The organism is Neobacillus sp. S1115, assembly GCF_055385565.1.
In genome coordinates this window covers 3,724,867-3,751,823 of the sequence record NZ_AP038275.1, presented here as the reverse complement: position 1 = coordinate 3,751,823, position 26,957 = coordinate 3,724,867, and the positions used below count along the sequence as shown (strand labels likewise).

Genomic DNA, 26,957 nt, shown 5'->3' with positions numbered 1-26,957 from the left:
ATAAATCTAACTCTCCATCACAAACAATATTTCTTTAAAAGGGGAATTTCATCGAAAATGGCGCAAATCAGGCTTGAATAGGAAAAATATATAAAAGGGGATAATAAAACCATCTGATACGAGAGAGTGAAGAAATTGAAAGCAAACTATCCAAGTTATGATGAAATTCGAAAAATAGAATATAAATTAACTGAAATGAAAAATGAATATTGGCTCCATCACGATTTGTTTACATTTCAATGGTGGCTGCTTTTGATTATTTTTATTCTTCCATGGATTGTATGGTGGAGGTACGTTGATAAAGGTAGATTAAAGGAAATTGTACTTTTTGGCACTTTATTAATGCTTTTGGTTGGACTGTTGGATGATATAGGTGCTAATGCTCACCTTTGGTCCTATCCCTATAAATTGTTACAGTTGTTACCAAGATTAGTCGCAGTTGATTACGGAATACTTATCGTGGCTCATATGACTGTTTATCAATTCTGCAAAACATGGAAATCATTTATCATTGTTAATTTAATCATGGCCACTATATTTACCTATATATTTGAACCTTTATCAGTTTGGCTAAACATTTATAAATTAGATAACTGGAAATACATCTATTCGCTTCCAATCTATGTTGCAAAGGCTGTACTTATAAAATGGTTAGTTCAAGTAATAAATCGAAAATCTAAATCTATGTGATAGGGTGGAAAATTCATGGTTAAACACATACCCAACATAACATCTGCCGAAATTTCAATGTTATGGAGTACCTATATTGGTGACACCATGTCTATGTGTATTCTAAAACATTTTTTTCAGACATGCGAAGATCCGGACGTTAAACCTATTATTAAACTTGCTCTAAAGTTTTCCCATGACCATGTGGCACAAATATCGGATTTATTTACAAAAGAAGGCATTCCTATTCCTAATGGATTTGGAGAACAGGACGTTAACCTGCAAGCAAAGAAGCTTTTTTCGGATATCACGTATTTGCGTTACCTACAGCATATGGGTAGAACGGGATTGAATTCCTATAGTTTGGCTAAGTCAATTTCTGCCCGTAAAGATGTCCGTGACTTATTCAAACAGTTTTACTCTCAGACCGAAATGTTATATGACCGAAATGCAGAACTGATGCAGGAAAAAGGGGTTTTTATCCGGTCTCCTTATATTTCTTATCCTGATAAAGTTGAGTATATAACAGAGAGAAAATTCCTCGGCGGTCTAATAGGTCATCGGCGACCACTCCTTGGAATAGAAATTGCCCATTTAGGAGTTAATATCGAAGTGGCAAATGTGGCGAAAACAATGCTTTTAGGATTTAGCCAAGTCGCTCAATCCAAAAAAATTAGTGACTACTTTAAAGATGGATATGAATTGGGAAAGAAAATGGTGGAAGATTTTATGATAAAACTAAAAGAAGATGATAATTCATATCCCTCTACATGGGATTCTACCATTACCAATAGCACTGACCCACCTTTTTCTGATAAACTAATGTTATTTCATACATGTGCACAAAGTGCCATTGGTATTGGAGATTTTGGACTTGCCATAGCTGCATCATTTCGAAAGGACTTAACGGTTAATTATGAAGGCTACATTATTAGAGTCGGGGCCTTTGCTGAGGACGGTGCAAAACTCTTAATTGATCATGGGTGGTTTGAAAAACCCCCCCAATCGATTGATAGAGAATCACTTAGAAATCAAAATATAATGAAAAGGTAGAATACTTCATTTTAAAAAAGAGCGTAAAAAAAAGAGCATTATGTTCAAATTAATGGTACAGTTTAGTAAGAAAATTTTAAAGATGAATAGGAGAACAACATGATTGAGATAAAAAAATCTCCACTAAGTGATGGAGAATTCGATAGAGGAGTATTTGCTACATGTGATATCAAAAAGGGAGAGCTTTTACACGAAGCACCTGTCATTGCTTATCCAAATGAGGAGCATCAACATATAGAGAAAACCCTACTTGCTGATTACGCTTTTGAGTATGGGATTAATCATTCTGCTATCCTCCTTGGTTATGGAATGTTGTTTAACCATTCTTATGAACCTAATGCCTTTTACGAGATTAATTTTGACAATCACACCTTTGAATTTTATGCTTACACAGATATAAAAGCAGGAGATGAGATTTTAATTAATTATAATGGTGAGGTTGATAACAAGGATCCACTGTGGTTTAATCAGGACTAGTTATTTTGATTCATTATTTTTTGGAAGAAATAAATAGGATAGAGATGCACAAATAAAAAAGAAATGGCTCTATTTTAATGAGTCATTTCTTTTTTATTCACAAAATCGCTGATAAATTAGATGCAATTATAACTGAATTTTAAAAAAACCTTAAACTTTCTAATTACAAACTTTTTCCAATTTCACGTATTGGTGCTTGCAATGGAACAGACGGTGGTGCCAAAAGTGGAGCGACAGTCTCTCCGATTGTCGTATATCCGACTGGAGTAGTTTTTGGAATCGTTGCAGCTGACCCCGTACCAATTTGCAAAATTCCCGCATTGGCGATAATCCCGATTTTCAAAAACCTGATTTCAAATGCTTGTTCGAGATAACGATCCATATCCATCACCCGAAATCATTATATGCTGAGAATTTAACTTTACGATTCCTTTTGGTTAAATTTTATTGATTTTGACCTATTTTATTAATGAAATAAACTACTTTTCAATAAATTGTCACTTATTTCTGTAAATTCAATATTAGTAATTATCTGAAAAAGGTTATAATGGACATGTGATGTTACTAAATTTTGTAAACCTCTGTTAATAGTAAAAAAGGAAGGTGAAATGAAATGAGTAAGTTACATGATCGAGTTGCGCTCATTACAGGTGGGGCAGGCGGAATTGGTAAGGAAACAGCCAAACGTTTTTTACAAGAAGGTGCAAAGGTTGTTTTAGTTGATTTGCTGTTAGAATCCCTAGAGCAGACAAAAGCAGAACTAAGTCAATTTGGCGATGTACTTATTGTTCAGGCAGACGTATCAAAAGAAACAGACGTACAAAACTATGTGAAACAAACAGTTGACCGTTTCAGGAAAATCGATATTTTCTTTAATAATGCAGGAATTGAAGGAAAAGTTCAGCCGATTATCGAAACGTCCCTTGAGGATTTTGAAAAAGTCCAGCGTGTTAACGTGAATGGTATTTTCTTAGGATTGAAACACGTGCTTCCTGTTATGACCAAACAGGGTTACGGCAGTATCATTAACACATCTTCTGTAGCGGGACTTGGCGGCACACCAGGTGTTGCTCCGTATGTCACAAGCAAACATGCGGTAATTGGCTTAACCAAAGTTGCCGCACTTGAGGCGGCGGGAGCGAACGTACGAGTGAATTCCATTCATCCATCGCCTGTTAATACGAGAATGATGCGTTCTTTAGAATCTGGATTTAGTCCGGAAAACCCGGAAGGTGCAAAAGACCAATTTGCCAAAAGTATCCCTCTTCAACGGTACGGAGAAGTAGCTGACATTGCTAATTTAGTTTTGTTCCTAGCTTCAGATGAGAGTGCTTTCATCACAGGTGCCCAATATCGCATTGATGGTGGGATGGGGGCACTTTAAACGAAAACAAAACCTCAAACTCAACTTGAAGTTTGAGGTTTGTTTTTTGAAAAGGAGAATTGGTGCCCGGAAAAGAGAAAAGTGGGCCGGTGCGGCTGCCAATAAAACCGAACAAACGAAGTACAGATTAAGTATCAAACAACGTTCCACTTAACGCATCAATATACCTGTCCGCTGACTTCTGAACGGCTATTTTGGCATCTTTTTTGATTATGCCATGAAAAGCATTATACAATCGGTCAAATTCCAATTCTTTTACGATATTGGCCATCTCACGCACTTTTGGTGCAGGCAGTGGGATCAGATTAGGGTAACTATACATAAAGCTGACCCAATTTTTATCGGCGACCACTTGGATGATATCACCTGACAGTAAAATTCCCTTTTGCTCATTCCCATTCTTCCATTCTAAAACTGATCCACCTTTAAAATGTCCGCCTAGACGGTGAATAATGACCCCTTTATGTAATTCGAGGGATTCACCTGACCAGAAAAGAATCTTATCGCTAGGCCTCATGACCCATTCTTTATCATCCTCATGTATATAAATCGGCACATCGAATAGCTCTGCCCATTCAACTTGTGCAGAGTAATAATGCGGATGGGATAGGGCAATTCCCTGCAGTCCACGCAAATCCTTCATCTTTTTAATGGTACTTTCGTCAATAAAAGTGATACAATCCCATAATAAATTGAAACCCGCACTTTGGACCAAATAAGCAGTTTGACCAATTCCGAACTTTGGAATAGTGGTTATGCTGAATAGACCTTCTTCCTCAAAAGTAAACCTATTTTGATAGCCTTCATTAGCCATTTTCTCCAACGTGGTCCACGACTGCCCATTCGGATTTACATACTGCCTTTCCTCATTACAAATCGTACATTGCTCTGGTTCTTTCATTAAACTTTCATACTGAACACCACAAGTCTCGCAAATATAATTTTTCAGAGGTATCCCCAACCTTTCCAAAAAAAGGATATACACAAAATTATATTTAAAGGATTTTTCGAATAGACATACACTTAAAAATCTTTACAAAATATTCCAGTTACTTTACTTTACTAGATAAACTTATCAATAAATTTATTATGTAAACTATAATAAATAACGAGAAAAATACCATGAAATGAATCTGTAACATAATTAAAATATGAATGTTCCAATTTTCAGAATATAATGTAACTACAATAGTTGCTAAAAGAAGTTGGTGGTTTTTAAGGACAAAACAGTGGAAAGGGGGCATGATCAATGGATATTTGTATTTCATGTGGTGAGGAATTGTCAGTAATGGAGAGAAATCGTGCGGAATGCTGGGAGTGCAAAGATAAAACATCGGAAGCATATACAGAAGGAGAATGACATGGTAATGGATATTTGTGTGATACTCTAAAAAGCCAGCTAGCCTTTTAAAGGTGCTGGCTTTTGCTTTTCACACCTGTAATAAAGTAACTATATTGTAAAAATAAAAACTCTATTTTTCCTCCTAAACTCCTTATTCACTCATACACATGAGATAAGGAGGTATTTCCAATGAATCCGCTAAAAATCATCCCACTAAAATTTATTTATCGTTCTGTCCTAGTTGTTCTATTAATGTTCTTCACTATTTCATTGGTTATTGTGTTAAAAGTAAATATTACTTCCCTAAAAATGAGTAATTCAATCGGAATCTTAAATGGACAGAAACTCTTTGTTGAATTTTTTAAATCGGAGAATCATTCCTTTTTCCGAAAATTGAATACTCCTGTTTTTACTATACCAAAAATAACAGATGTTGCATTCCAGATAGCAACCACCATCAAACCAACAGATATAAGAACGTACTTAGGCAATGAAATACCTGGATTAAGAATGCATGAAACAGAAATCGTCGTAGCAGGGGAGGGAACGAACCTAAGGAACCTTCCAAAAGAATCGGCTCCTCCAAATAGGGCTTTATTGAAGGAGAGACAAGCATCTGAAGAGAAATTAAAAGAAAATCAACGAACCGATGATGGCCGGCTTAAAAATCCCGAAAACAAAACCGTATTTATTTATCAATCCCACAGCTGGGAGTCATTCCTTCCGGTTTTAAAAGATGCAAAAACACCTGACGATGCCATTAGCTCAGATGAAAGGGTAAATGTCATTGGGTTAGGCAATCGATTAGCTCAAGATTTAATGAGTAAAGGTATCGGCGTGAAGCATGACAAAACCAATATGACTCAAGAATTGTTGAAAAAGGGATGGGAATCAACAAAAGCATATGTAGAATCTCGAGAGATTGTCGAAGCAGCCGCAGCCAATAACAATCAATTTAAATATTTTATTGACATTCATCGTGATTCACTAGGGAAAGAGACCACTACTAAAACGATTAATGGTACAAGCTATGCAAGGCTCTATTTTGTAGTAGGAAAAGAAAACAAAAATTACCTCGAAAATCTGGAGGTGGCGAAAGCACTGAACGGAGAGTTAGAAAAAAAATATCCTGGGATCAGTAGAGGGGTATTTCTAAAAACGTATAAGGATGGGAACGGTGTATACAATCAAGATCTATCAAATAACGCAATGCTGCTGGAAATTGGTGGTGTAGATAATAATTTGAATGAACTTCATAATACGATTGATGTATTTGCGGAGATACTTGCTGACTATTATTGGAAAACAAATGGATCAAACGAAGTGAATGGGAATGGCTAATTTAAGAGAAGTAGTTAATAAGAATGCCAGAAAACAGATCATCAAAATGATGGTCTGTTTTTTATCAACTTTTTACCTGAGATTGCTCTTTTCGTTCCTGTAAAATTCCCTGGATGATTTCGATATGAACGGAAGCCCAAGATTTTTCATGAAAGTGAAGAATCACGCTCATGGTAAGGATGAATATATAGGCGAAAGCGAAGTAAATCCAAAGTACACTTCCTTCTTTGAAGAGAAATTTTTGTAATTGCTCTGAAAAAAGAAGTAGCAGCCACGGGCCAGAAGATACAAGAATAGGTATGATTCCGGAGCCATTTTTCTCTTTTATCATGCAAAAATATATTTTTTTTAATGTAGGACTATCAAAAGTAATGTAAAAGCTCTGAATTTGTTCAATTTGGTCAATTTCCTTTACTGATTTAAATGATTGTTCATTGTTCAATGCCCTTTTTAGCTTCAGGTAAATTTTATGAGCATCTCCTCGAAATGAAAACATATGAAAACATTTTCCTCCATTAACATCAATACTAGAAGGCTTTACAAATATCGTTTCGTCTATTCATGTTCAATTACAACTATTATTTGAAGTAAAAACGGTGTATCAACTAATTCACCGTTTTTTTATTTAGAAAATACTTTTACTAAAAAAGGGAATTCTAACAAAAAGTTCGTGGAGTGAGACGGATGTCGTTTTTTTCAAAATTGAAAGGGTTGCAGCAAACCCAAAAGGAAAATAAAAAAGTTTTTTTAGGTGCGGATTTTGATGTGCGAATGGAATGGTTTAAAGAAACCTTCCAACAAAGTATTGACATCACCTTTCACGAATTAACAGCCAATCAAACGCGCTGCGGCATTGTATTTTTGCAGTGTATGGTGGATCAGCAAACATTTGATGAACAAGTGTTAAAATATATTGTTTCACCGCATTTTGCTTCCTCATCAAGTGAATTGATTCATAAAATACTTGATTTACAGTCCATTAGTACAATGTGTACCAGCATTCTTTCAGATATGGAGGAAGCAGCAGAAAACATTTTAGATGGAAAAATTATTGTTTTTTTCGAAGGTGACAGTCGGATGATCGCTTTTCCTTTAACAAACTTCGAAAAGCGAACCGGTAGTGAAACCACGAACGAAAATGTCATCAGGGGGCCAAGAGAGGCGTTTTTGGAGGATATCCATACGAATGTCACCATGGTTCGCAGAAGAATAAAATCCCCTGCCTTAAAAATGGAACAACTTGTCATCGGAAAGTATACAAAAACAAAGGTCATTATTAGCTATATTGAGGGGCTTTGTCGAGATGATTTAATAGCAGAAGTGAAACAAAGAATAAACAGGATTAAAATCGATGGTGTTTTAGCGAGCAGCTATATTGAGGAGTGTATTGACGATCGGCCATTATCACCGTTTCCTCAATCACAAAAGACAGAACGGCCGGATGTGGCGGCAGCAGCCTTACTGGAAGGCAGGGTGGTTATTTTTGTGGATGGTGACCCCATTCCGCTTATAGCACCTGTAAATTTTTACATGTTTCTCCAAGCTGCTGAAGATTATTATCAACGGTATTTCCTTACCAGTTTTATTCGCCTGCTTCGCTATGGCTGGTTAATCGTTTCGCTAACCTTTCCATCCTTTTATATAGCGATTACCACCTTTCATCCGGAAATGATTCCTACCAGTTTATTATTAAGTGTTGCTGCATCACGGGAAAATGTCCCGTTTCCAAGCATAGTGGAAGCCTTATTGATGGAACTGGCTTTTGAAGGTTTACGGGAAGCAGGGATTCGCACTCCAAAAGCGGTAGGGCAGGCGATTGGGATCCTAGGTGCAATTATCATCGGCCAAGCAGCCGTGCAGGCAGGGATTGTTTCGGCCATTATGGTGATCATTGTTTCGATTACCGGGATTGCCTCCTTCGTCATACCTGGTTATGATTTAGGATTTTCCGTCCGATTGCTTCGCTTTCCACTTATGTTTTTAGCTGGCACCTTTGGAATATTCGGTTTAATGATTGGTACCATTTTAATTTATATTCATGTCGTAAGCTTACGTTCGTTTGGCATGCCCTATCTTTCACCAACAGCACCGCTTAGAACTAGCGATTTAAAGGATATCTTCATCCGCGCTCCTTGGTGGAAGATGCAGCGCCGTCCCTCCTTTTCCGGGTCAAATGATCGTATTCGCTCCAATATCGAGAAATCCGCACTCGGGGATGATGAAGATTAATGAAAAGACTTAAAATGCTCATCTTGTTATGCCCATTGCTATTAACCGGCTGCTGGTCACAATATGAACTTAATGAGCGCGCTTTTGTCGCCGGCATTTACGTTGATAAGGCCGCAAATGGCCACATGGAGATAAGCCTATCTTTTTCCCTGCCTAATCGCCTTGTCCCTAGTGATCTCGGCGGTGCCGGTACAACCGGAAAACCATATTCGCTACAATCTGCAACTGGAAAAACTTTTACAGAAGCCTATAAGAAAATACAAGCCACCCTGACCAGAAATATTAGCTGGGGGCATACGCGGATCATTATCATCAGCGAAGAAATGGCGAGGGACGGTATCAGGGATATATTGGAATTTGTTCTCCGCGAACCAAATTTGAATATCAATCAAACTTTATTAATTGCACCAGGAAAAGCAAAAGATATCGAAGAATTGACTCCGATATTTGAACGATTTCCAACCACCATTCCCATATCATTTGCCCAAAGAAAGGTGACAGTCGATACAACACCAAAAGACTTTCTTGAAACATCTAACGGCGATATGATTGTCGGCATTTTAACAAAGAAAACAATAAAAATGCTTAGTGAGGGAGGGAAAAAAGGGCTTTTTGTCAGTCCTGGGGAGATGGCATTGTTTCATAATTATAAAATGGTCGGGAAATTAGACGCGAAAGTGGGCCGAGGGGCGTTCTGGCTTCGCAACCTGATAAAAGGTGCCGAAGTAACTATAAAAGCCCCGGCCGATCAACAGTTAATCAGTTTATTAGTCATGGACGCACATACAAAGATCCGACCTTCTAAAAAAGATCCGTTCACTTTTAATGTGGATATAAAAGCGGAAGGGAATATTTCTGAATCTCAATCCGATATGAGTTTAACAAATGAAAAACAAATGGCGCAACTTGAGCATGTAGCTGAAAAGCAAATCCGGAATAGAATTAAAGCCACTTTAAAGGCTTCTCAAGAGGTTAAAGCGGATGTTTTCCAATTCAGTGAATACTTATCCTGGCACAAACCAAAAATATGGAAAATGGTTAAAAAAGATTGGCCTGAATCTTATCATGAAAAAGTAAAAATGAATGTTCAGGTTGATTTGCATATTAAACGACTAGGTGCTGAAAACAATTCATTCTGGGAAAAGGAAAAAAGTTTATGATTTTAATTATTATCGGATTTCTCATTATCTTTGGATATGAGTGGACATATTTAAAAAGTAAAAAACGGAAAAAAAGAACCTATTGGATTGTCCTTTGTACCCTAGGGGTTTCTTGTATTTATTGCATTTCTACTGTATTATTCGAGCATATGCCCAGTCCAAGTGATTTGATTCAGTTCATTTTTGAACCGATTCAACAGAAAATTTTAGGTTAGGTGGACTCCTTTGAAGACAGAACAGATCACTCAAAATCAATTAATGCTTTTTTTCATTCTTTATTATTACTCCACATTGGTTGGATTTGCAGCGAGTCGCCTGATTTACCTATCTCAATACGATTCAGTGCTCGTTATTTTTATAAGTGGTTTAGCAGGAATTATTCTTGCCTATTTTGTCATAAAACTTGCGACCCGAAGACCAAACGAATTTTTCGTCCACTATGGTAGTGAGATACTTCCCAAATGGATTCATATTCCAATTATGGTGTTTTTTTTCGTCTCCTTCCTGCAAATTAGTGGAATCATTTTAAGAGAATATGAAGATTTCATCGTGCAGACCTATCTCCCTAGAACACCTAATTGGGCGGTTGGCTGCATGTTTGGAATGGTTGTAGCGGTCACAGCACGTTTAGGGTTTGAAAATTTATTCCGGATTGCCCAAGGGCTATTTTATCTTGTGATTCTAGGGAATATTGGAAATGCGATTTTTATTGGTAAGGAATTACAATGGGACCGCTGGATCGCTTTTGTTACGAACCATAGCGGACAAGGAATCTTTAACGGCAGCTTCCAGATTGCTCCAACTTTTGGAGAAGTCGTTATTTTACTCTTTTTATTTCCATATTTAACTCAAAAGCATAAAACACTAAAGTCAATCATGTGGGCGACTTTTTTTTCTGCTATATTTATTGGACAAAATATTATTTGGCTATTATTACTTTTTGGTCCGAATTTATCCAGTCATCTTACCTATCCGATGTTAGAGATGATTCGCTACATTCGAATCGCGGATTTCATTCAAAACTTGGATCATTTATTAATTTCGATTTGGGCAACAATGGTTTTTTTGAAAGTGACCGTTTTTTTTACGATTTCAGTTCAAATTCTTGCCCATCTATTTCGTTTAAAAGATCACCGCCCTCTGACGTTTTCGTTAGCAGCAGTTATGGTCGCTTTATCTATAAACACGTCAAGCGGATCTGCAGAAATATCTAGCTTTCTTTACTACGCATGGCCTACTTTTTTATACTTTTTAGAGTTCATACCTATCCTCTACTTAATGGTGGACACAATAAAACAATCCAATAAGAAAAAAACAAAGTTGGAAACAAATTGAAGACTTAAAAGTGGAAGGAAACCGAAACTAATACGGACGGTGGTCAATGGCTCACTTCTTAAAGAATTTTTTCAGGTAAGTTGAAACGTCCTTAAACATGGGTTGATATAGTTTATAGGTTTTAACTGCCTCATCAACCGTTTCCATGAGCAATATGATATCTACTTGGTTAAGAAGATGTTCAATTTGGTTGTACTGATTGTGAACCTGTGTGGGGGTCTCGGTACTGTTTGCCCCAAACAACCAAGGATCCCTTTGAGGTGCATGGGGAGGTTCATGGTGGTCTGGGAATTCTTCTGTTTGATTCGTAATATCTTCTTCGATGACTCTTCGTTTCTTCCCGAACATTAGATTTGTAAAGGGATCGCCATTATCCTGTGGAGGCTTATGTTCTTTCTCAAACTCCATAATGCTTTTATCTTCCTTTCTACCGTTTTCTCCTACAATAAAATATGATTTGTTTTTAATCAGGGTGTGGACAAATATCTGGGCCTTTCATTTGTGGCTATATTACTGGTGAAAAAACAAGATATCAATTGTTGGAATTTTCGAATTTATCTATACTGATATTAGTATTAAATTCGAGGAGGAGACCAGATTGGCAACAAAAGTAGGAGACATCATTAAGTTTGAACGGACATTCAAACAAGAAGATGTTGAAATGTTTACAAAAGTATCTATGGATGAAGGGAATCATCATATTACTCCAGATGAACAGGGGAGACTTGTAGTTCAAGGGTTGTTAACTGCTACATTACCGACAAAGGTTGGCGGAGATTACAACGTACTCGCTCGTACGATGAATTTTGAATTTTTAAGACCAGTTTTTACGGGAGATACGATAATTTGTGAAGTAACAATTGAGCAGTTTGAAAAGCAAGAGAATAATAGAACCGCCATTATGGCAACTTTCTTGTGCACAAATCAGAATGAGAAACTAGTGCTGAGAGGAAACTTTGCGGGCGTGATATTATAGAATTAATCTTTCTTCGAATAAACGGCCTAAGGCCATTGGAATTTGCGGAATGATATTTAAGATTATTTAAACTAGAAAAAAAGGATGGAGTCCTGTCTAGTGTACAGGATTCAATCCTTTTTTATTTTAACCAATCTGCGGTTAGGAAACGACCAACGTAGCTTCGAAAGGAGTATCTTCGCTGGAGGTACCAAGGTATACCGTGTATTCGCCAGGCTTCACTACAAAGTCATGTTCGCAGTAGTCCCACACACTCATCGGATGATTCGTCGCGGACGGATCAATCGTAATGCTAACCTCTTGTGACTGCTCCGGCTCAAGAAACACCTTCTGGAACCCGACCAGGCGCTTAGGCGGCTGCCCTGTGACGGGAATGCCCAAATAAACCTGGACGACCTCGGCACCTGCAACCTTCCCTGTATTGGTTACGGTTACCTTCACTGTGATCGGTGCTTTGCCATCCGATTGGGTCGCGGTTACCGAGAATCCAGAAAGCTCAAATGATGTGTAGGACAAGCCAAAGCCGAACGGAAATAGTGGCTTGATACCCTGAGACTGGAACCAGCGGTACCCCATGTTGAGCCCCTCGGAATAACGGATAACCGGGAAGCCATTGCCTTCGTCGGTGCCAGGATAGCGTTCAGGGTGGCCGGTGTATAAAAGATCGTCCTCGGATGCCGCATAGGTAGTAGGAACCTTGCCAGATGGATTGACAACACCGAAAAGCAGATCGGCAACGACGTGACCATCTTCAGTACCTTGATTCCATGCTTCCAGAATCACCGGAGCTTTGTTGATCCATGGCATCATCACGGGGCTGCTGTCTTTCATGACCAGAACTGTTTGCGGGTTGACTTCCAGAAGTTCGTCAAGCATGCGATTCTGATCGTTTAGCATGTTTGGACTTGGCAAATCGGCACCCTCGGATGCAACCAAGCCAGCCATCAGGATAACCAGGTCGGCTTCTTTGGCGGCAGACTTCGCCTCTTCCAGGTTCGACAGGTCTTTGGCGACGGTCACCTTGCTGACCTTCGCTTCCGAACCAAGGCCGTGCAAGACTTCCTGCATTCCCTCTACCGGTGGAACGGTGTAAAGCGGGTCAACCTTGGACGAGCCGCCGCCGCCATTGCAGGCATCGTCGACAAATTCGGATTGGCCGATGATCACGATGGTGCCGTAAGCTTTCGGGTCGAGCGGCAGCATTCCGCCTTCGTTTTTCAGAAGAACGGCTGTCTGGGAGCCGATTTTCCGGGAGATGGCACCATGGCCTTTAGCGTCGATGACGCCCGGGTTGTAAGGACGTTCGAACTGTCCAAAACGGAACATCTGGGTAAAGCGGCGAACCAACGCCCGGTCGACGGTTTGAATCTCGAGACTCGTGTCCTCGAGCGCATTCTTTACGTTGGTCTCGTTGCACCACTTGGCATCTGGCATTTCATGGTCCATGCCTGCGGTCAGCGACGCGGCAGTGGAGCGGCAGGACCAGAAATCGGACTGCACGTAGCCTTGGAAACCCCACTCATCCCGGAGAATGTCATTGAGTAAGTAACGGTTCTCGGTGGCGTAAGTGCCACGAACCCGGTTGTATGCGCTCATGATCGCTGCAAGGTCCGCGTCCTTGACCAGCATTTCAAATGGCAGCAGGTAGAGCTCGCGGAGCACGTGCTCATCCACTTCGACACTGGCACGGAAGCGCTCATACTCCTGATCGTTGACCACATAATGCTTGCCCATGGCAATAACGTTGTGCGCCTGGATTGCTTTGGCTACCTCAACACCCATCACTCCTGAAAGGTATGGATCTTCAGAGAAGTACTCAAAGTTGCGGCCGGCAATCGGGGTTCGGTGCAGACAAACACCCGGTCCTTCAAGCACGTGCTGACCCAGTGCCGCAGTCTCCGAACCGATTATGTCCCCGTAATCGCGGGCAAGCTTAGGATCAAAACCGGCAGCAAGACCAATGGTCATCGGCAATGCGGTAGCAGGTGGGCTCGGGTGCCCGTCACCCATCCCCACACCCACTGGGCCGTTGGTAATCCGAAAACGCGGGATACCAAGTTCCTCGATACCCTTTACATGGCGCTGCACTTGGATCTGGGCCATGAGCTTGTCATATTCCTCAGGGCTCATCGCATTCATTTCTTCCATTGACGGTAAGGCGTAGATGTTAATCGTCTCCATTGCTCCGTGAAGCTGGGCAATCTTCTGCTCCAAGGTCATGGCTGCTACGAGCTTCTCAGCACGTTCCCTAGGCGAAAGCGACTGATCCATCCACGGAAACGGACCATTGCCGTGAGAGCTGTGTACCGCCGCATCCAGTTCGGGCTCAAGAGTATGTTCGTTATTCATGGAAGAACTCTCCTTAAACAATATTTTTGATGCATGGGGACGGTTCTTGTGCATCATCTTTTTCTAGTTCTTAAAGAGAAGTGCTTTTGTAGGAACCAGAATGAAACAAAAGAACCGTCCGAGATCACTGAAAAAACCCTTAACAAGGTTCGGACACTTCTGACCTTTTTTCGAGCGATTTTGTCCGAAGGCTGTACAGGTTCGGACACTTCTGACCTTTTTTCGAGCGATTTTGTACGAAGGCTATACAGGTTAGGACACTTCTGACCTTTTTTCGAGCGATTTTGTCCGAAGACTGTACAGGTTCGGACACTTCTGACCTTTTTTCGAGCGATTTTGTCCGAAGGCTGTACAGGTTCGTATACTTCTGACCCTTTTTCGAGCGATTTTGTCCGAAGGCTGCACAGGTTCGGACATTTCCGTCTCTTTAAGAAGCCATGGTAGAGAGAGTTTCGCAGTGTTCTTGAACTGTCCCCATGAACCTACATAAACCTCGCACGTCTCCATAATCTTTACCATTTTCCAATTGATATATGTATGAGGCAAAACGACCACTGATGGACTTTTTACTCACCATTCCAACACTTAATACTCATTATTTACCATGTTCTGAAGCAAATTAAAGGATCAATACATCTGAAAAGAAGGGAAAAATAAAAAGGGTCCCTCTAATGATGAGATTGGAATGAAAGAAGGGATGAAAAATTAGATCTGATACTGGAATCTTTGAATTCGTTGGCATTGAGCCAGTAGGCCATTTGCTATTTGGAAGTGTTGGTTCACTCAATGAGGAAGCATATAGAGGGATGTTAAAAGAAGTTGAAGAAAAGATTGTTTCTTTATTCTCACAGCACGCTTTAGTTAAATAAATATATTGGCTCCCAAATAGGGAGCCGTCTTATTATCTTATAAGAAGAAATTCACTCACGAATCGTTACTAATTCTTTATTTCATTGTAAAGTGCAACAATAATATCAATGTTATTATCAATAAAATTCAGTCGCTCTCTTGAAACCTGTGACCACTCGCTAGATAAATGGCTTGCCGATAAAATATGTCTGATGCTAAATGTATAGGTGTGATGCAATTCTGAAATGAGATAGCTGATGCCTGCATGAGGGTCCTTACTCACAATGCTTTCGACATCCTTCTTTAACCAGTCTGGAGCTACCTCAACAGATTTCTTTAAAAGCAATTCATACTCTTCATTAAACATGACTTTTCTCCTTATATAAGTTTTCATCATGCATTTTATCATACAATATCTAGAGTCATATTGCTAATGGCGTGTCAGTAAGGGTTATTGGTCCCTTTTCAGAGAAAAACCTTGAGGGAACTGTCGCCAAGGGGAGGATTGGTTACACTTTCGAAGGATATTTGATTACGGCAACTGCTGCATTAAGGGAACCGGATATGTAAGTATTTTTGTTAAAGGGGATAGATACCTATGAAAAGACAACTATTTTAGGTTGTCTTTTTTGGCTGACCTTTAAGGCTAAAATGATGCATGAGAACCGTCCCCATGCCTCATCTTAAGAATAATAAATTTGTACGAGGTTTATTGGAGGAAATATTTTATGAAAAAAATACTATCAGTTTTCTTAACAATAGGATTATTAACTGGTTGTGGTAAAACAGCAACAGAAGAGGAGAGCTCAGAGCAACCAAAGAAAGAAAAAGTAGAAATGAAAAATGAAAAGATAAACGTGGTTAAAGAGGAAAAACCAGGAGAACCAGTAGAACAAAATAAACAAACACCTAATAATAATCAAACTAAACAACCAGAGCAAGAAGAAAATAAGAAAATTGAACAAACACCACAAATAACTCAAAAACCTAAAAATCAACCTGTAGAACAGCCAAAACCACAAGTAGAACAAACTCGACAAACAGAACAAAAACCGAATGTAGAACAGCCGCAGCCACAGGTAATAGAACAACACCCCGAACAACCTGCTCCAATTGAAAAGCCAGTAGAACAAGAGCCAGTAGTTCCTCAAAAGACCCAACAACAACTATTTAAAGAATATGTAGATAGTGGTCACTGGACATTAACAATTAATACAGACTATCTCAATAGTCATAAACTTTATGTATACGGTGTAGAAAGCGCCGAAGAAAACTTCGTAGGAAACTATGTAAAAAGGTATATCGAGCAAAACATTGCAGACAAACCAGTCACAGTAACAATCTATCAGGTAGGAAACGGAATAAAAACCTATAAATTCTCTTGGTGATGCATGGGGACGGTTCTCGTGCATCAAAAAAATTTAGATCCAGCGTTGCTCAAAATACAGGGTAGAATTTTGTTGGAATTAAATGATTTTTCAATGGAAATCATAAGTGAAAATGCGGGAAAAGGAGATTAGTGATGACCACGGATAAAGATTTAAATCCAATGAATGTAATGAAACCACTAAATTTAAATCCCAAAATATTAGATAAGACAAATCCTTTAACGACTTTTGAAGTTGGTAAACTTTGGGCTACCTATATGGGTAACAGTATGTCCATTCAAATCTTAAGTTATTTCCATCAACATTGTGACGATGAAGATATTAGGGTGCTATTGGAAAATGGTTTAGCTTTATCAAAGGATTTCATGCAGAGGATAGAAGGATTTTTTAATAACGAAAATTTTCCGATCCCAAATGGATTTACTAAAGATGATGTAAATCTTGGTGCCCCCCGTTTATACGCAGATGAATTTTATGTTCACTATTTAAAATATGCTGCTAAGGCAGGTTTGAGCCTTTATGCAGTTGCAGTTCCATTAGTAATGAGGGAGGATATAAGGGAGTTTTTTGTTTATTGTAATCAATGTACTACCGTCCTATTAGGGCAAGTTAATGATGTTTTAATGGGAAAAAAGTTCATTGCAGAACCTCCCATCATTCCTACACCGGTTGGTATAGAAAAAATTGATAAACAAAGTTACTTAAATGGCTTTATTGGTGATGTCCGACCATTACAGGCATTAGAAATCATCCATCTTTGGGATAACATTGAGAATAACACAACAAGTTTGGCATTATTATTGGGATTTCATCAGATAGTTCAAGATGAAAAGATAAAGGCTTTATTTAAACGAGGTTTAAACATGACTGATAAAGCGGTAAAGCAATATCAGGAAAAACTTCACGTTGAACACTTACCATCACCTGCGTACCTAAATCATTTGGTAACATCATCTACATATCCTCCTTTTTCCGATAAAATAATGCTGTTTCATAAAGTGGACATGTTTGCAATGAAGATTAGGTCATTCGGAAACTCACTGGCGGTAACGGCAAGAAGAGATATAGATGTGTTGTATGCAAGAACTCTAATAAACATAGGCTTATTTGTTGACGACGGTATGAATATCTTAATTGATAAGGGTTGGTTGGAATCACCGCCAACAGCGTATGACAGGGTTTAGCTGCTATTTCATCAAGCACTCTTTCATTTTTGGTGCATCGTGAGGTAACTTTATTTTACTTTATCCATCCCACGGCCAACCGCTCAAACCCGATATTTATGAATGACAAACAGGAATGTAAACTAGTAAGTACTGTTGTTTGATATGCCATTTATCATATTGATACATGAACAAATAATAATGAAAGGAGAGAAAGGGTGGATTCAATATGGTTAGAATACGCTTGGGCATTGTTAATTCTAATAGGATTAGAAGGATTGTTATCAGCTGACAATGCTCTAGTGCTCGCAGTTATAGCTAGACATTTACCCGAAAATCAGAAAAAAAGAGCTATAAATTACGGAATCATCTTAGCATTCGCTTTTCGATTTGCTGCACTTTTTGCAATTTCATTTATTGCAAATGTCTGGCAGATACAGGCAATAGGTGCAATTTATCTTCTTTACCTAGGATTAAAGCACATCATTCAAGCACGATTCGGCAAAGAAAATGAGAATATCCACAAGGACGATGCAAAGGAATCCGCAGGCAAAGGTTTTGGGCCAACAGTAGCGAAGATTGCAATAGCTGACCTCGCTTTTGCTATAGATTCGATTCTAGCTGCGGTGGCTCTTGCACTGGGTCTACCAGATTCACCTCTAGACAATTTCGGAGGGATGGATGGAGGACAGTTCTTAGTTGTTCTTATTGGAGGTGTTGCTGGCCTGATCTTGATTAAGTTTGCAGCAACCTGGTTTGTGCAACTTCTTGAAAAACGTCCAGCCTTGGAAACCACAGCCTATGCAATTGTTGCCTGGGTTGGTGTCAAACTGGCTGTAATCACTCTAGCTCATGAGGATATTGGTATCCTAAATCATGACTTTCCACATAGTACAGCTTGGACTCTGATTTTTTATGGAGTATTAGTCGCTATAGCCTTAATTGGTTGGTTTGCTTCTGGAAAAAAATCATTACAGGCGACGAACGCGCGCAACGAACCAGAACGTTGATAAAGAGGAGGAAGCGTCCGAAATCAGTGTAACCTTAGGACAAAACCGCTTGAAAAAGAGGGGAAAATGTCCGAAGCAGAGCAACCTTCGGACAAAACCGCTTGAAAAAGAGAAGGAAGTGTCCGAAGTAGAGTAACCTTCGGACAAAACCGCTTGAAAAAGAGGGGAAAATGTCCGAAGTAGAGCAACCTTAGAACAAAACCATCTAGTGAGTTGTAGGACGTCTAAGTTGATACTGAGGGGCACGGGGACGGTTCGAGACCACTGAAAAAGTTAGATAAAAGACATTTTTGCCATCAACCGGTGCGGTTTTGTCTTTAAGAAGCTGGATAAAAGACATTTTTGCCAACAGCCGACTCAGTTTTGTCTTTAAGAAGCCGGATAAAAGACATTTTTGCCATCAACCGGTGCAGTTTTGTCTTTAAGAAGCCGGATAAAAGACATTTTCTCCCTCGTACGAGGCAGTCTAGTCTTAACATGCCAAGTTAGGGGTGTTTTTCTGTAATCTTGGACGGTTCTGGTGAGACATTTTTTAACCTTCAGAATCGCTCGCTGGCTTCTTGGCTTTATTTATTTCTTCAAGAATCTGCTGAATGTAATAGGAGGGAACGGCTGCACCAATGATTTCTTTGGTGTCAATTTCCGGGTTTTGCAATGTCGCAAAAATGACTCCGATAACTTTGCCATCCTGATTAATTAATGGACTACCGCTATTTCCTTTATAGATCGGCGCCTCAATCATCATAACTGGAATATCCAATCCGTTCACGAGAACCGGGCTTATGAAGGTTCCTTCATTGGCAATCTGTGTAAAAGCTAACGGGTTGCCGATAAAAAGTATTTTCTCGCCTGCCCATTTCTCCCAATGCTCATTAGCAGCAACCGCTAGGACGGGTAGGTTTTTCGCCTTCTCAATGCTTACAATGGCAAGATCCCATTCCGGCCGCTTTGCAACTACCTTGCCTGGATAAGAGTCCCCGTTGCTAAAATGCACATTCACTCGATTTGTTTTATCAACAACATGTTCATTGGTGACAATTAACCCATCTTGATTGACATTAAAGCCTGTTCCTTTGACACCGTCCCATTCCAGTGTAACGACTGCTTTTTTGTATTCTTTCACTTCCGGTTTCTTCGAAAGCTGATTGGACACCTTGACAAAGCGAATGGCAGGCAGATTAAAAACATCAAACCACATCCCTAATCCGCTGATTAACATGGCGAAAACAACTAGTAAACTTACGATTTTAGCAGCAATTTTTTTTCGCTTTTTCCGCTTTACTTTATCCTTTTCCCATTCCTTTGCTTCTTCCTCAGTTAAAAAAGCTTCCCAATCCAGCTGTTCTTCATGAAAATCCTGATTTTCCTTGTCCATGTGGATCCTCCAAAAAAAGGTTCGGTATATTCCTATTATAGCGGTTTGCATATGAAAAATGGCATTAAGAATGGTTTCACGATACAATAGATTGGAATGTAAAGAACAAGGAGAATGAACATGAATAGGAAAGAAATCGAAGACGTAAAAGTCGATTTAAACCGTGTAAAGGAACAAAATCAGGAGTTATTCCAAACCATTGTTGAACCTGGGTTACACAGCAAGGTTCAGGAATTTTTAGATAGCTTTGAGGATTATTTTCGTGAAAGGGGCTTTGTGATTCGAAAAAAGAACGATAAGGTTAGAGTTTCTTTCGATGACCTTCATCTAAAAGCTTTTTCGGACGGCGGCCGGGATATTTTTATCATGAGAGGAAAAGAGCAGATTGCCTCTGTAACCGTGAAGTTAATTGGCGAAAGAAAGCCAGGTGGTATTGGCCAAATGGTAGATTCGTTGGACCAGCTGGAAAAGGAATTGGAAAAAGAAAAATCATTAACCAATGACCTAAAAAAACCTGTATTTTATTACACCGGAAGGGATTTTGGCCATAAATACGAAACTCCATTATCCGTTCTTGATAGCATTTTTGGGATATGACCAGCTGAAAACTTGAAATAATGGAACAAATGTGAAAGGACAACAGTCGTAATGAAACTGTTGTCCTTTCACGGATGGTTCCTTAATATTGTGAAATCACATTTTTAAAAAGCACTCTAAATTTCTCTCGATCTTCAGATGTAAAAGGTTTTGGCCCCTTTGTACGCTTTCCGCTTTTTCGAGCCATTGCACTTAAATAACGTGCTTGAAGTAATTGGTCAATATTTTCATTTGTATAGCTATACCCAGTATGGTGAAGGACTGTACACTCTTTTGCTAAACCTAGTGAAGCAAGACCATAATCTTGCGTAACAATGATATCTCCTTTTTCTGCTAACTTCATAATCCGATAATCCGCAGCGTCTGCTCCAGAATCAACATAAATGGTTTCCACACCTGCAGGTTGTTCCGCATTAGAATAATGTGAAAAGCTCGTAACAAGGATCACAGGAATATCAGCCTTCGTACCTTCTGAAATAATAATATCTTTTACCGGACAAGCATCTGCATCAACATAAATTTTCATCATATCCTCCAGAGTTTTGTTCCACTTGTACCATAATTTTGGTCACATAATGTTCCTTATGATTCATGACAACTGTATCATAAATATACTCTTCAAAAACATACTCTCCTAAGGCTAAATTTAAACGCTCCATTTCTGAAAAAAGCCGCTTATAGGTTTTATGTAATGTTTTCTCATCCCCAATATGATACCCAATAAGAAAATCACCTTTCACAGCCTGGAAATAGGGATATCCAACCTTTGGATGGGGCTGCTCAATATATAAGTAGCTATAATTAGAGAATTCTCCCTTCATTACATGCTCCCGTTTTGTTATACCACCAATTGGATACCCTGAATCAAGATGAGCTATGTTCAATTCATTTATAAAATCTGAAATAACCTCTACAAATTCTTCATCCGTTATATTTTCAATGTTTCTACTTAGATAAAGTGTTGCTTCTGGTAATTGTTTAAGCGTCATTTGTTGAAAATCAAGGTGCGACGCTTCTTCCATGATGGCTATTTTTGCATCGATCATTTTTTCCTTCATTTCAATCTCTTGACGCTTTTTAACAATCTCTTGTTTTTGTTGATACATTAACGATAAAAAACTTTCAGGCGATTTATGATTCATGTATTGTTGTATATCATTTAGCGACATGCCAAGATCCTTTAATAAATCAATAACAAAGAATAGCTCTATCTGGTGTATTGAATAATAACGATAGCCTTTTTCATTTTTCCATAGGGGAGACAAAAGTCCAATTTGATCATAATAAAAGAGTGTCTGTTTGTTTACTTTACAAAGCTTCGCAAATTCCCCACTAGTTAAATACTTGCCATTTTTTTTATCCATTTTTTACACACCGCCCTTGACTATATAGTAACTATATACACTAGGATGGAAATTGTAAACAAATGATAAACAAAATGAAGTGGATTGCAGTAGGTAGTTTTGTTAAGGAGAATGTAAAAAATGAAGAATAATAAAGTCACCTTAGGATTATTATTAATGAATTTATTCATCGCCTTTTTGGGAATTGGTCTTGTCATTCCAGTCTTACCGAAGTTGATGAATGAATTAGACATAACTGGAACAACAGTTGGATATTTAACAGCGGCATTTGCCATTGCTCAATTGATTGTTTCGCCATTTGCAGGGAAAGCAGCAGACATTTGGGGACGGAAAATGATGATTGTAAGTGGCTTATTTATTTTTGGCGTTTCGGAATTTTTATTTGGGATCGGCAAAGACATTCAAATGCTAATGATTTCTCGTCTTTTAGGCGGAATTAGTGCTGCGTTCATCATGCCAGCTGTGACAGCTTTTATTGCTGATATTACAAATTTGGATACCCGCCCAAAGGCACTAGGTTATATGTCTGCTGCAATTAGTACAGGATTTATTATTGGGCCCGGCATTGGTGGATTTTTAGCGGAATTTGGAACACGTATTCCATTCTTCTTTGCAGGAGCACTTGGTACAATTGCGGCTATACTCTCTATCCTTTTATTATCTGAGCCGAATCGTAATGAAGATAATCAAAAACACGTCACAGAGGGTAAGGTTGGTTTCAAACGTATGATTGACCCAAAATATTTCCTTGCTTTTCTGTTAATTTTTATTGCCTCATTTGGTTTAGCGGCTTTTGAATCGTTCTTTAGTCTATTTGTGGACCACAAATTTCAGTTTAAACCATCCGATATTGCAATAGTCATCACGGGCGGTGCTGTCCTTGGTGCAGTTTCACAAGTCGTATTATTTGATAGGCTAACACGAATCTGGGGTGAAATTAAACTGATTCAATATAGCCTCATTTTATCAGCCATACTTGTCTTTTTAATGACGGTTGTTCATTCCTATTTCTCTATATTACTTGTTACATTTCTGGTTTTTGTAGGATTCGATTTATTCCGTCCAGCAGTTACTTCATACCTTTCAAATATCGCCGGGAACGAACAAGGTTTTGTTGGTGGAATGAACTCTATGTATACAAGTTTAGCGAACATAAGTGGACCTATTCTAGGGGGGATCTTATTTGATATAGATATCAACTACCCATACTATTTTGCGACGTTGATCTTATCACTGGGAATAGTTCTTACATTATTTTGGAAGAAGCAAGCCAATAATTCTTCAAAAGAAGTGAAGGCTAGGGTGGCTAATTAATCATGTGTAAATTATTTTGTTTTCGGTTGTAGCTATATAGAATTGAGGCATTCATCATGAAAGACAAAGTTCAAAAAACTTATACATCATGATAAAAATTGTGGCTGGGTAGGGGCGAATGATATAATAAAAGTGTACAGCTGCATAGCGGGGTGAGCAGTGGCCGTGAACTTTCTTTTGTGGAAGGTGGTGGTATTAACCGACTTCCTCTGAAGGGGGGTGAGGCCGCTGATGGTTACTTTTGTTGAAGCAATGACTCTGATGTTTGGATTTGGAATGTTTATTCTAACATTTATCTCAGTGTTAATCGCTCTCTTCAAAAAGAAGTAACCTTCCCCCCGCATCTGCCAGTGTAAAAGGGTAATGGTTACTTCTTTGCTCATAATATAGCTTGGCGGTCACTGCACTTCATGCAGTGTGGCTGTATATTAGGGATGCTAGTTGGCGCTAGTATCCCTTTTTTATGCTATGCTTTATACCCTTATTATATGCAATAAATTGGTATTTTACAAATAAAAAGAGGATCTGTGGGGGTTCCCGGATTTGGAAAGGCAAAGCCTCTATGCTAATTCCGTATCCAGAATCAAGAGGGTCCTCACTTATCTTTTGGGGATTAGGTTAAGCAACCGAGCTGATAAATAGACGGAAAAATTCCGCTAAATTAGTAATTTATATTAAAAAAGGCTGAAATAGACGGAGAGATTCCGCCTATTGACTCGAAAAATTCAAAAATGGGGATTTTGCTACGCATAAACGGAAAAACTTCCCTTATTTCCCTCGAAACAAGCTTCATTCTGCATTTAACCGGAAATTCTCCGCTTAAGGTTGCTCACTGCTCACTCAACATTTTTTAGGTTATCGACTATTTTTACCGCATCCTTAATGGGACCTTTATAAAAAAATTTATAAACAAATCCATCACCTGAATCCCAAGCAATGTTTGTATATGCATCAAGCCTCGTGCCAATAACGTAGATATAGCCTTCACGAATGCCTTTGTTTTTTAGCCAATTGACTTTCTTCATCGCTTCAAACAAGTCATCTGCCTGCTGATACGGCTCATCTCCGTTATCCCCATCAAAATGCATAGCCCACGGTCCGCGCTTTGCGTAAATGACCGATCTAATCCAAGGCTGTATCCATAATTTGGCGCCGTCCTTCTTTTTGTAAAATACTAAACCACTCATTCGTTCGCCAGGTATCATAGTTCCAACATTTCCGGTTAATTCTCCGACTCGATTAGATTCAGGTGGATGATATATCGCCGGATCATTTGCTCGATAAGGTTTATCCGTGGATACAAAATAAATCGTGTACCCATTTTCATAAGCTTTAACAATAACAGACGTATGTTTTTTTGTCTTTTGCCCTTTCCAATAGGTGGGCAATAAGAGTGGGACATTAGTATGTTCTGAGAGTCCACTTACGATTGGTCGTAAAAATAGCACGACTTTTGGCGGCTTCTCCAATGCGGTAAGTAACATGATACAAATAAGAGATAGAAGCGTAAGCTTTTTCAATAAAAAACCCTCTTTGTACACATTTTTTATCATTATTCGCATTATGTGAATGATTTATTTATAGTAATATTGCAGCTTATTTCATTGCCAGTCGTGTTGGATGTATTTTCTTAATGATAAGTGATTGATCGCCTATTTCTTTGAGGAAAGGGGCATTCCCCATTTTTATTTTTCCTTAAAGAAGGCTTTCCGCTCAGTGGTAATCCAATTGTCCAGATCGTCTTGGCTGCGTCGGACAAGCCGGTTTACTAGCACATCGTGCCACACATAATCCTCTAATAAGTAAATATGGACAGGGTCATCTGTATAAAAAGCAACACTACGCTCCTCAATGGATGGTCCATAAATCATCTCTTTAGAATCTATGGATAAAATAAACCAACGCTCTGTAGAAGGAGTTTCAGTAAAAGTTGTGATGCGATGGACTTCTAGATTTTTAATAGGATTTTCAACATGTATGGTAATACCTTGCATAGTGACGTTATGAGACGCAGCCTCAGCCAGTTCCTCTTTCAACATCTCATACATATCGTCCCACATCGAAATAACAATACGGCTGTTTGCTTTTTTTATTAATGTCTGACAATAGCTAATAATGGTTTGATAGTCCTTTAAAGTAATGACTCGATTGTCTGTTTTTTCCGCAGAAGTTTCTAAATTTCTTAATGAATCACTTATTTCTGTATAAGTCGCTTGCCACTCTGATTGAGCTTTCTGCAAAAAAATTCCAACGGGCAATGGGGAATAACGAGTGGTATCATTAATTTCTTCCTTCAAGACAATCCCTTTTTCAACAAGATTACTTAACACTTCATAAATTCGTGCTCTTGGAACACCTGACTCTTTACTGACTTGGTAGGCTGTGACAGGGCCTTGTTTTACAAGAGATAAATAAGATTTAGCTTCGTATTCGTTAAAACCTAATTTTTTGAGCCGTTGCACAATGTCGTCCACTTTTTACGTCCTCCAATTTTCTTTCCTATATTTCAAATTTACAATACCTATTTACAATAAGCAATTGATTAGTTACTATTTTAGTAGTGACTATAAGGAAGGTTGAATGAAATGCATCTTGACTTAGACCCAACGTTATTAATTATTTTGATTCTTTTTGGATTTTTAGCATCTTTTATTGATTCGGTTGTCGGTGGCGGCGGCCTGATTGCATTACCTGCACTATTATTTACAGGGCTGAATCCGGCAGGAGCAGTAGCGACCAATAAACTAGCATCGACGATCGGTTCTTTAACGAGTACATTTATGTTTTATCGATCAGGTAAACTTGATATAAAGTCAGTTTATAAATTATTTCCGCTCACTTTTATTGGTTCGATGCTTGGAGCGTGGACGGTTCATTTGATAAATCCTGAAGTGCTTAAGCCATTAATGTTGGTCATGCTCGCCGCTGTTGCTATTTATACGATTTTCAAGAAAGATTGGGGCAGTATTTCAACCCCAAAGAAATTGTCCATTCAGCACTTCATTATTTTTACGATTGCCATTTTTTCAATTGGTTTCTATGATGGATTCCTAGGTCCTGGGACAGGCTCATTTTTAATTTTTTCTTTTTTATTGGTTGGTTTTGATTTTTTAAAAGCTGCGGGGAACGCAAAATTTTTAAACTTTGGCAGTAATATTGCCGCATTATTGATGTTCATGTTTCTAGGACAAGTAAATTACACGTATGGATTAATCATGGGAGTGGCACAGCTTGCAGGTGCCATTTGTGGCTCGAAATTTGCAATCAAAAAAGGAAGCAGCTATGTTCGTGCACTATTTATTGCCGTTACCTGCTTGTTGCTAGCGAAAAATATATATGATTATCTTCATTAACTTCAAAAATACTGTCTTCCTTAAAGGGGGACAGTATTTTTGGGCATCTTTTGTTATTGGTCGTGAATTTTTTAAAGAAAATTTAATTGATGAAATCCAATTAGCCATTGCACCGATTTTTTTGGGGAAAGGAATCTCTATTATTTCACAACTGGGGTTTAGTGAAAGATAAATAAAATTTAATCTCGAGAATTTAAAGGAAATGATAGAGTTTTATAGAAAATATTTA

28 protein-coding genes are annotated in these 26,957 nt (G+C 38.7%); 17 read left to right on the top strand and 11 right to left on the bottom strand.

The features are described from left to right. Positions 1-135: 135 nt before the first annotated feature. The 3 genes from ACZ5B7_RS18120 (at position 136) to ACZ5B7_RS18110 (ending at position 2,199) form a co-directional block, all read left to right on the top strand. Positions 136-690 carry a CBO0543 family protein gene (locus tag ACZ5B7_RS18120; RefSeq protein WP_464490439.1) on the top strand — a complete coding sequence of 185 codons (555 nt, stop codon included), beginning with the start codon at positions 136-138 and terminating at the stop codon, positions 688-690. A 15-nt stretch (positions 691-705) separates the two neighbouring features. Beyond that, positions 706-1,722 (top strand): DUF3231 family protein, encoded by a 1,017-nt coding sequence (locus ACZ5B7_RS18115; RefSeq protein ID WP_464490438.1) that lies wholly within the window; start codon positions 706-708, stop codon positions 1,720-1,722. A 99-nt stretch (positions 1,723-1,821) separates the two neighbouring features. After that, on the top strand, positions 1,822-2,199 hold the full coding sequence (locus ACZ5B7_RS18110; protein ID WP_464490437.1) for an SET domain-containing protein: 378 nt from the start codon (positions 1,822-1,824) through the stop codon (positions 2,197-2,199). A gap of 163 nt (positions 2,200-2,362) precedes the next feature. On the opposite strand, the gene ACZ5B7_RS18105 is transcribed toward ACZ5B7_RS18110, so the two are convergent. Continuing rightward, entirely contained in the window at positions 2,363-2,581 is a 219-nt protein-coding gene (locus ACZ5B7_RS18105; protein ID WP_464490436.1) for a hypothetical protein, read from the bottom strand. 231 nt (positions 2,582-2,812) lie between these two features. Between ACZ5B7_RS18105 and ACZ5B7_RS18100 the strand changes: the two genes are divergently transcribed. Beyond that, positions 2,813-3,583 (top strand): SDR family NAD(P)-dependent oxidoreductase, encoded by a 771-nt coding sequence (locus ACZ5B7_RS18100; RefSeq protein ID WP_464490435.1) that lies wholly within the window; start codon positions 2,813-2,815, stop codon positions 3,581-3,583. A 127-nt stretch (positions 3,584-3,710) separates the two neighbouring features. Here ACZ5B7_RS18100 and ACZ5B7_RS18095 read toward each other — a convergent pair whose 3' ends face one another. After that, complete coding sequence (locus ACZ5B7_RS18095; protein WP_464494519.1) at positions 3,711-4,532, bottom strand: MBL fold metallo-hydrolase; 822 nt, start codon at positions 4,530-4,532, stop codon at positions 3,711-3,713. Between the two features lie 582 nt (positions 4,533-5,114). Here ACZ5B7_RS18095 and spoIIP point away from each other — a divergent pair. Then, positions 5,115-6,266 carry a stage II sporulation protein P gene (gene spoIIP / locus ACZ5B7_RS18090; RefSeq protein ID WP_464490434.1) on the top strand — a complete coding sequence of 384 codons (1,152 nt, stop codon included), beginning with the start codon at positions 5,115-5,117 and terminating at the stop codon, positions 6,264-6,266. 64 nt (positions 6,267-6,330) lie between these two features. Here the strand turns inward: spoIIP and ACZ5B7_RS18085 are convergent, their stop codons facing one another. Continuing rightward, entirely contained in the window at positions 6,331-6,762 is a 432-nt protein-coding gene (locus ACZ5B7_RS18085) for a hypothetical protein (RefSeq protein ID WP_464490433.1), read from the bottom strand. A gap of 188 nt (positions 6,763-6,950) precedes the next feature. Here ACZ5B7_RS18085 and ACZ5B7_RS18080 point away from each other — a divergent pair, with 188 nt between their 5' ends. From ACZ5B7_RS18080 to ACZ5B7_RS18070, 3 genes are all read left to right on the top strand, one after another. Further along, positions 6,951-8,495, top strand: a complete 1,545-nt coding sequence (locus ACZ5B7_RS18080) for a spore germination protein (protein WP_464490432.1) — start codon at positions 6,951-6,953, stop codon at positions 8,493-8,495. Beyond that, positions 8,495-9,655: a Ger(x)C family spore germination protein gene (locus ACZ5B7_RS18075; RefSeq protein WP_464490431.1), complete on the top strand. Its 1,161-nt coding sequence runs from the start codon at positions 8,495-8,497 to the stop codon at positions 9,653-9,655. Before ACZ5B7_RS18080 ends, ACZ5B7_RS18075 begins: the two co-directional genes overlap by 1 nt. A gap of 225 nt (positions 9,656-9,880) precedes the next feature. After that, the gene (locus ACZ5B7_RS18070) at positions 9,881-10,990 is read left to right on the top strand and encodes a GerAB/ArcD/ProY family transporter (protein ID WP_464490430.1); all 1,110 of its coding nucleotides are present in this window, start codon (positions 9,881-9,883) and stop codon (positions 10,988-10,990) included. A 51-nt stretch (positions 10,991-11,041) separates the two neighbouring features. On the opposite strand, the gene ACZ5B7_RS18065 is transcribed toward ACZ5B7_RS18070, so the two are convergent. Beyond that, positions 11,042-11,398, bottom strand: coding sequence for a hypothetical protein (locus ACZ5B7_RS18065; RefSeq protein WP_464490429.1), 357 nt, complete (start codon positions 11,396-11,398; stop codon positions 11,042-11,044). Positions 11,399-11,588: 190 nt separating this feature from the next. On the opposite strand from ACZ5B7_RS18065, the gene ACZ5B7_RS18060 reads away from it, so the two are divergent. Next, positions 11,589-11,966, top strand: coding sequence for an FAS1-like dehydratase domain-containing protein (locus ACZ5B7_RS18060; protein ID WP_464490428.1), 378 nt, complete (start codon positions 11,589-11,591; stop codon positions 11,964-11,966). 141 nt (positions 11,967-12,107) lie between these two features. Here the strand turns inward: ACZ5B7_RS18060 and ACZ5B7_RS18055 are convergent, their stop codons facing one another. Then, the gene (locus ACZ5B7_RS18055; protein WP_464490427.1) at positions 12,108-14,315 is read right to left on the bottom strand and encodes a glycoside hydrolase family 3 protein; all 2,208 of its coding nucleotides are present in this window, start codon (positions 14,313-14,315) and stop codon (positions 12,108-12,110) included. Between the two features lie 937 nt (positions 14,316-15,252). Continuing rightward, entirely contained in the window at positions 15,253-15,531 is a 279-nt protein-coding gene (locus tag ACZ5B7_RS18050; protein ID WP_464490426.1) for a hypothetical protein, read from the bottom strand. Positions 15,532-15,892: 361 nt separating this feature from the next. Here ACZ5B7_RS18050 and ACZ5B7_RS18045 point away from each other — a divergent pair, with 361 nt between their 5' ends. From ACZ5B7_RS18045 to ACZ5B7_RS18035, 3 genes are all read left to right on the top strand, one after another. Beyond that, the gene (locus ACZ5B7_RS18045) at positions 15,893-16,552 is read left to right on the top strand and encodes a hypothetical protein (RefSeq protein ID WP_464490425.1); all 660 of its coding nucleotides are present in this window, start codon (positions 15,893-15,895) and stop codon (positions 16,550-16,552) included. A gap of 134 nt (positions 16,553-16,686) precedes the next feature. Beyond that, the gene (locus ACZ5B7_RS18040) at positions 16,687-17,736 is read left to right on the top strand and encodes a DUF3231 family protein (protein ID WP_464490424.1); all 1,050 of its coding nucleotides are present in this window, start codon (positions 16,687-16,689) and stop codon (positions 17,734-17,736) included. Positions 17,737-17,933: 197 nt separating this feature from the next. Then, a complete protein-coding gene (locus ACZ5B7_RS18035) occupies positions 17,934-18,725 on the top strand; it encodes a TerC family protein (RefSeq protein WP_464490423.1) in 792 nt (263 codons plus the stop codon). A gap of 532 nt (positions 18,726-19,257) precedes the next feature. On the opposite strand, the gene ACZ5B7_RS18030 is transcribed toward ACZ5B7_RS18035, so the two are convergent. After that, entirely contained in the window at positions 19,258-20,100 is an 843-nt protein-coding gene (locus ACZ5B7_RS18030; RefSeq protein ID WP_464490422.1) for a S1C family serine protease, read from the bottom strand. Between the two features lie 120 nt (positions 20,101-20,220). On the opposite strand from ACZ5B7_RS18030, the gene ACZ5B7_RS18025 reads away from it, so the two are divergent. After that, entirely contained in the window at positions 20,221-20,697 is a 477-nt protein-coding gene (locus ACZ5B7_RS18025; protein ID WP_464490421.1) for a hypothetical protein, read from the top strand. A gap of 82 nt (positions 20,698-20,779) precedes the next feature. Here the strand turns inward: ACZ5B7_RS18025 and ACZ5B7_RS18020 are convergent, their stop codons facing one another. After that, positions 20,780-21,223, bottom strand: a complete 444-nt coding sequence (locus ACZ5B7_RS18020) for a YaiI/YqxD family protein (RefSeq protein ID WP_464494518.1) — start codon at positions 21,221-21,223, stop codon at positions 20,780-20,782. After that, positions 21,207-22,061, bottom strand: coding sequence for a MerR family transcriptional regulator (locus tag ACZ5B7_RS18015; protein WP_464490420.1), 855 nt, complete (start codon positions 22,059-22,061; stop codon positions 21,207-21,209). The genes ACZ5B7_RS18020 and ACZ5B7_RS18015 overlap by 17 nt, the downstream gene beginning before the upstream one ends. 120 nt (positions 22,062-22,181) lie before the next feature. On the opposite strand from ACZ5B7_RS18015, the gene norA reads away from it, so the two are divergent. Both norA and ACZ5B7_RS18005 read left to right on the top strand, forming a co-directional pair. After that, the gene (gene norA, locus ACZ5B7_RS18010) at positions 22,182-23,375 is read left to right on the top strand and encodes a multidrug efflux MFS transporter NorA (RefSeq protein ID WP_464490419.1); all 1,194 of its coding nucleotides are present in this window, start codon (positions 22,182-22,184) and stop codon (positions 23,373-23,375) included. A gap of 231 nt (positions 23,376-23,606) precedes the next feature. Continuing rightward, the gene (locus tag ACZ5B7_RS18005) at positions 23,607-23,705 is read left to right on the top strand and encodes a putative holin-like toxin (protein ID WP_378582383.1); all 99 of its coding nucleotides are present in this window, start codon (positions 23,607-23,609) and stop codon (positions 23,703-23,705) included. 506 nt (positions 23,706-24,211) lie between these two features. On the opposite strand, the gene ACZ5B7_RS18000 is transcribed toward ACZ5B7_RS18005, so the two are convergent. Beyond that, positions 24,212-24,895, bottom strand: a complete 684-nt coding sequence (locus ACZ5B7_RS18000) for a hypothetical protein (RefSeq protein ID WP_464490418.1) — start codon at positions 24,893-24,895, stop codon at positions 24,212-24,214. A gap of 165 nt (positions 24,896-25,060) precedes the next feature. After that, on the bottom strand, positions 25,061-25,849 hold the full coding sequence (locus ACZ5B7_RS17995; RefSeq protein ID WP_464490417.1) for a TrmB family transcriptional regulator: 789 nt from the start codon (positions 25,847-25,849) through the stop codon (positions 25,061-25,063). Between the two features lie 111 nt (positions 25,850-25,960). Here ACZ5B7_RS17995 and ACZ5B7_RS17990 point away from each other — a divergent pair, with 111 nt between their 5' ends. Then, a complete protein-coding gene (locus tag ACZ5B7_RS17990; RefSeq protein WP_464490416.1) occupies positions 25,961-26,728 on the top strand; it encodes a TSUP family transporter in 768 nt (255 codons plus the stop codon). Further along, positions 26,712-26,900 (top strand): dihydrofolate reductase family protein, encoded by a 189-nt coding sequence (locus tag ACZ5B7_RS17985; RefSeq protein WP_464490415.1) that lies wholly within the window; start codon positions 26,712-26,714, stop codon positions 26,898-26,900. The genes ACZ5B7_RS17990 and ACZ5B7_RS17985 overlap by 17 nt, the downstream gene beginning before the upstream one ends. The last annotated feature ends 57 nt before the right edge of the window (positions 26,901-26,957 follow it).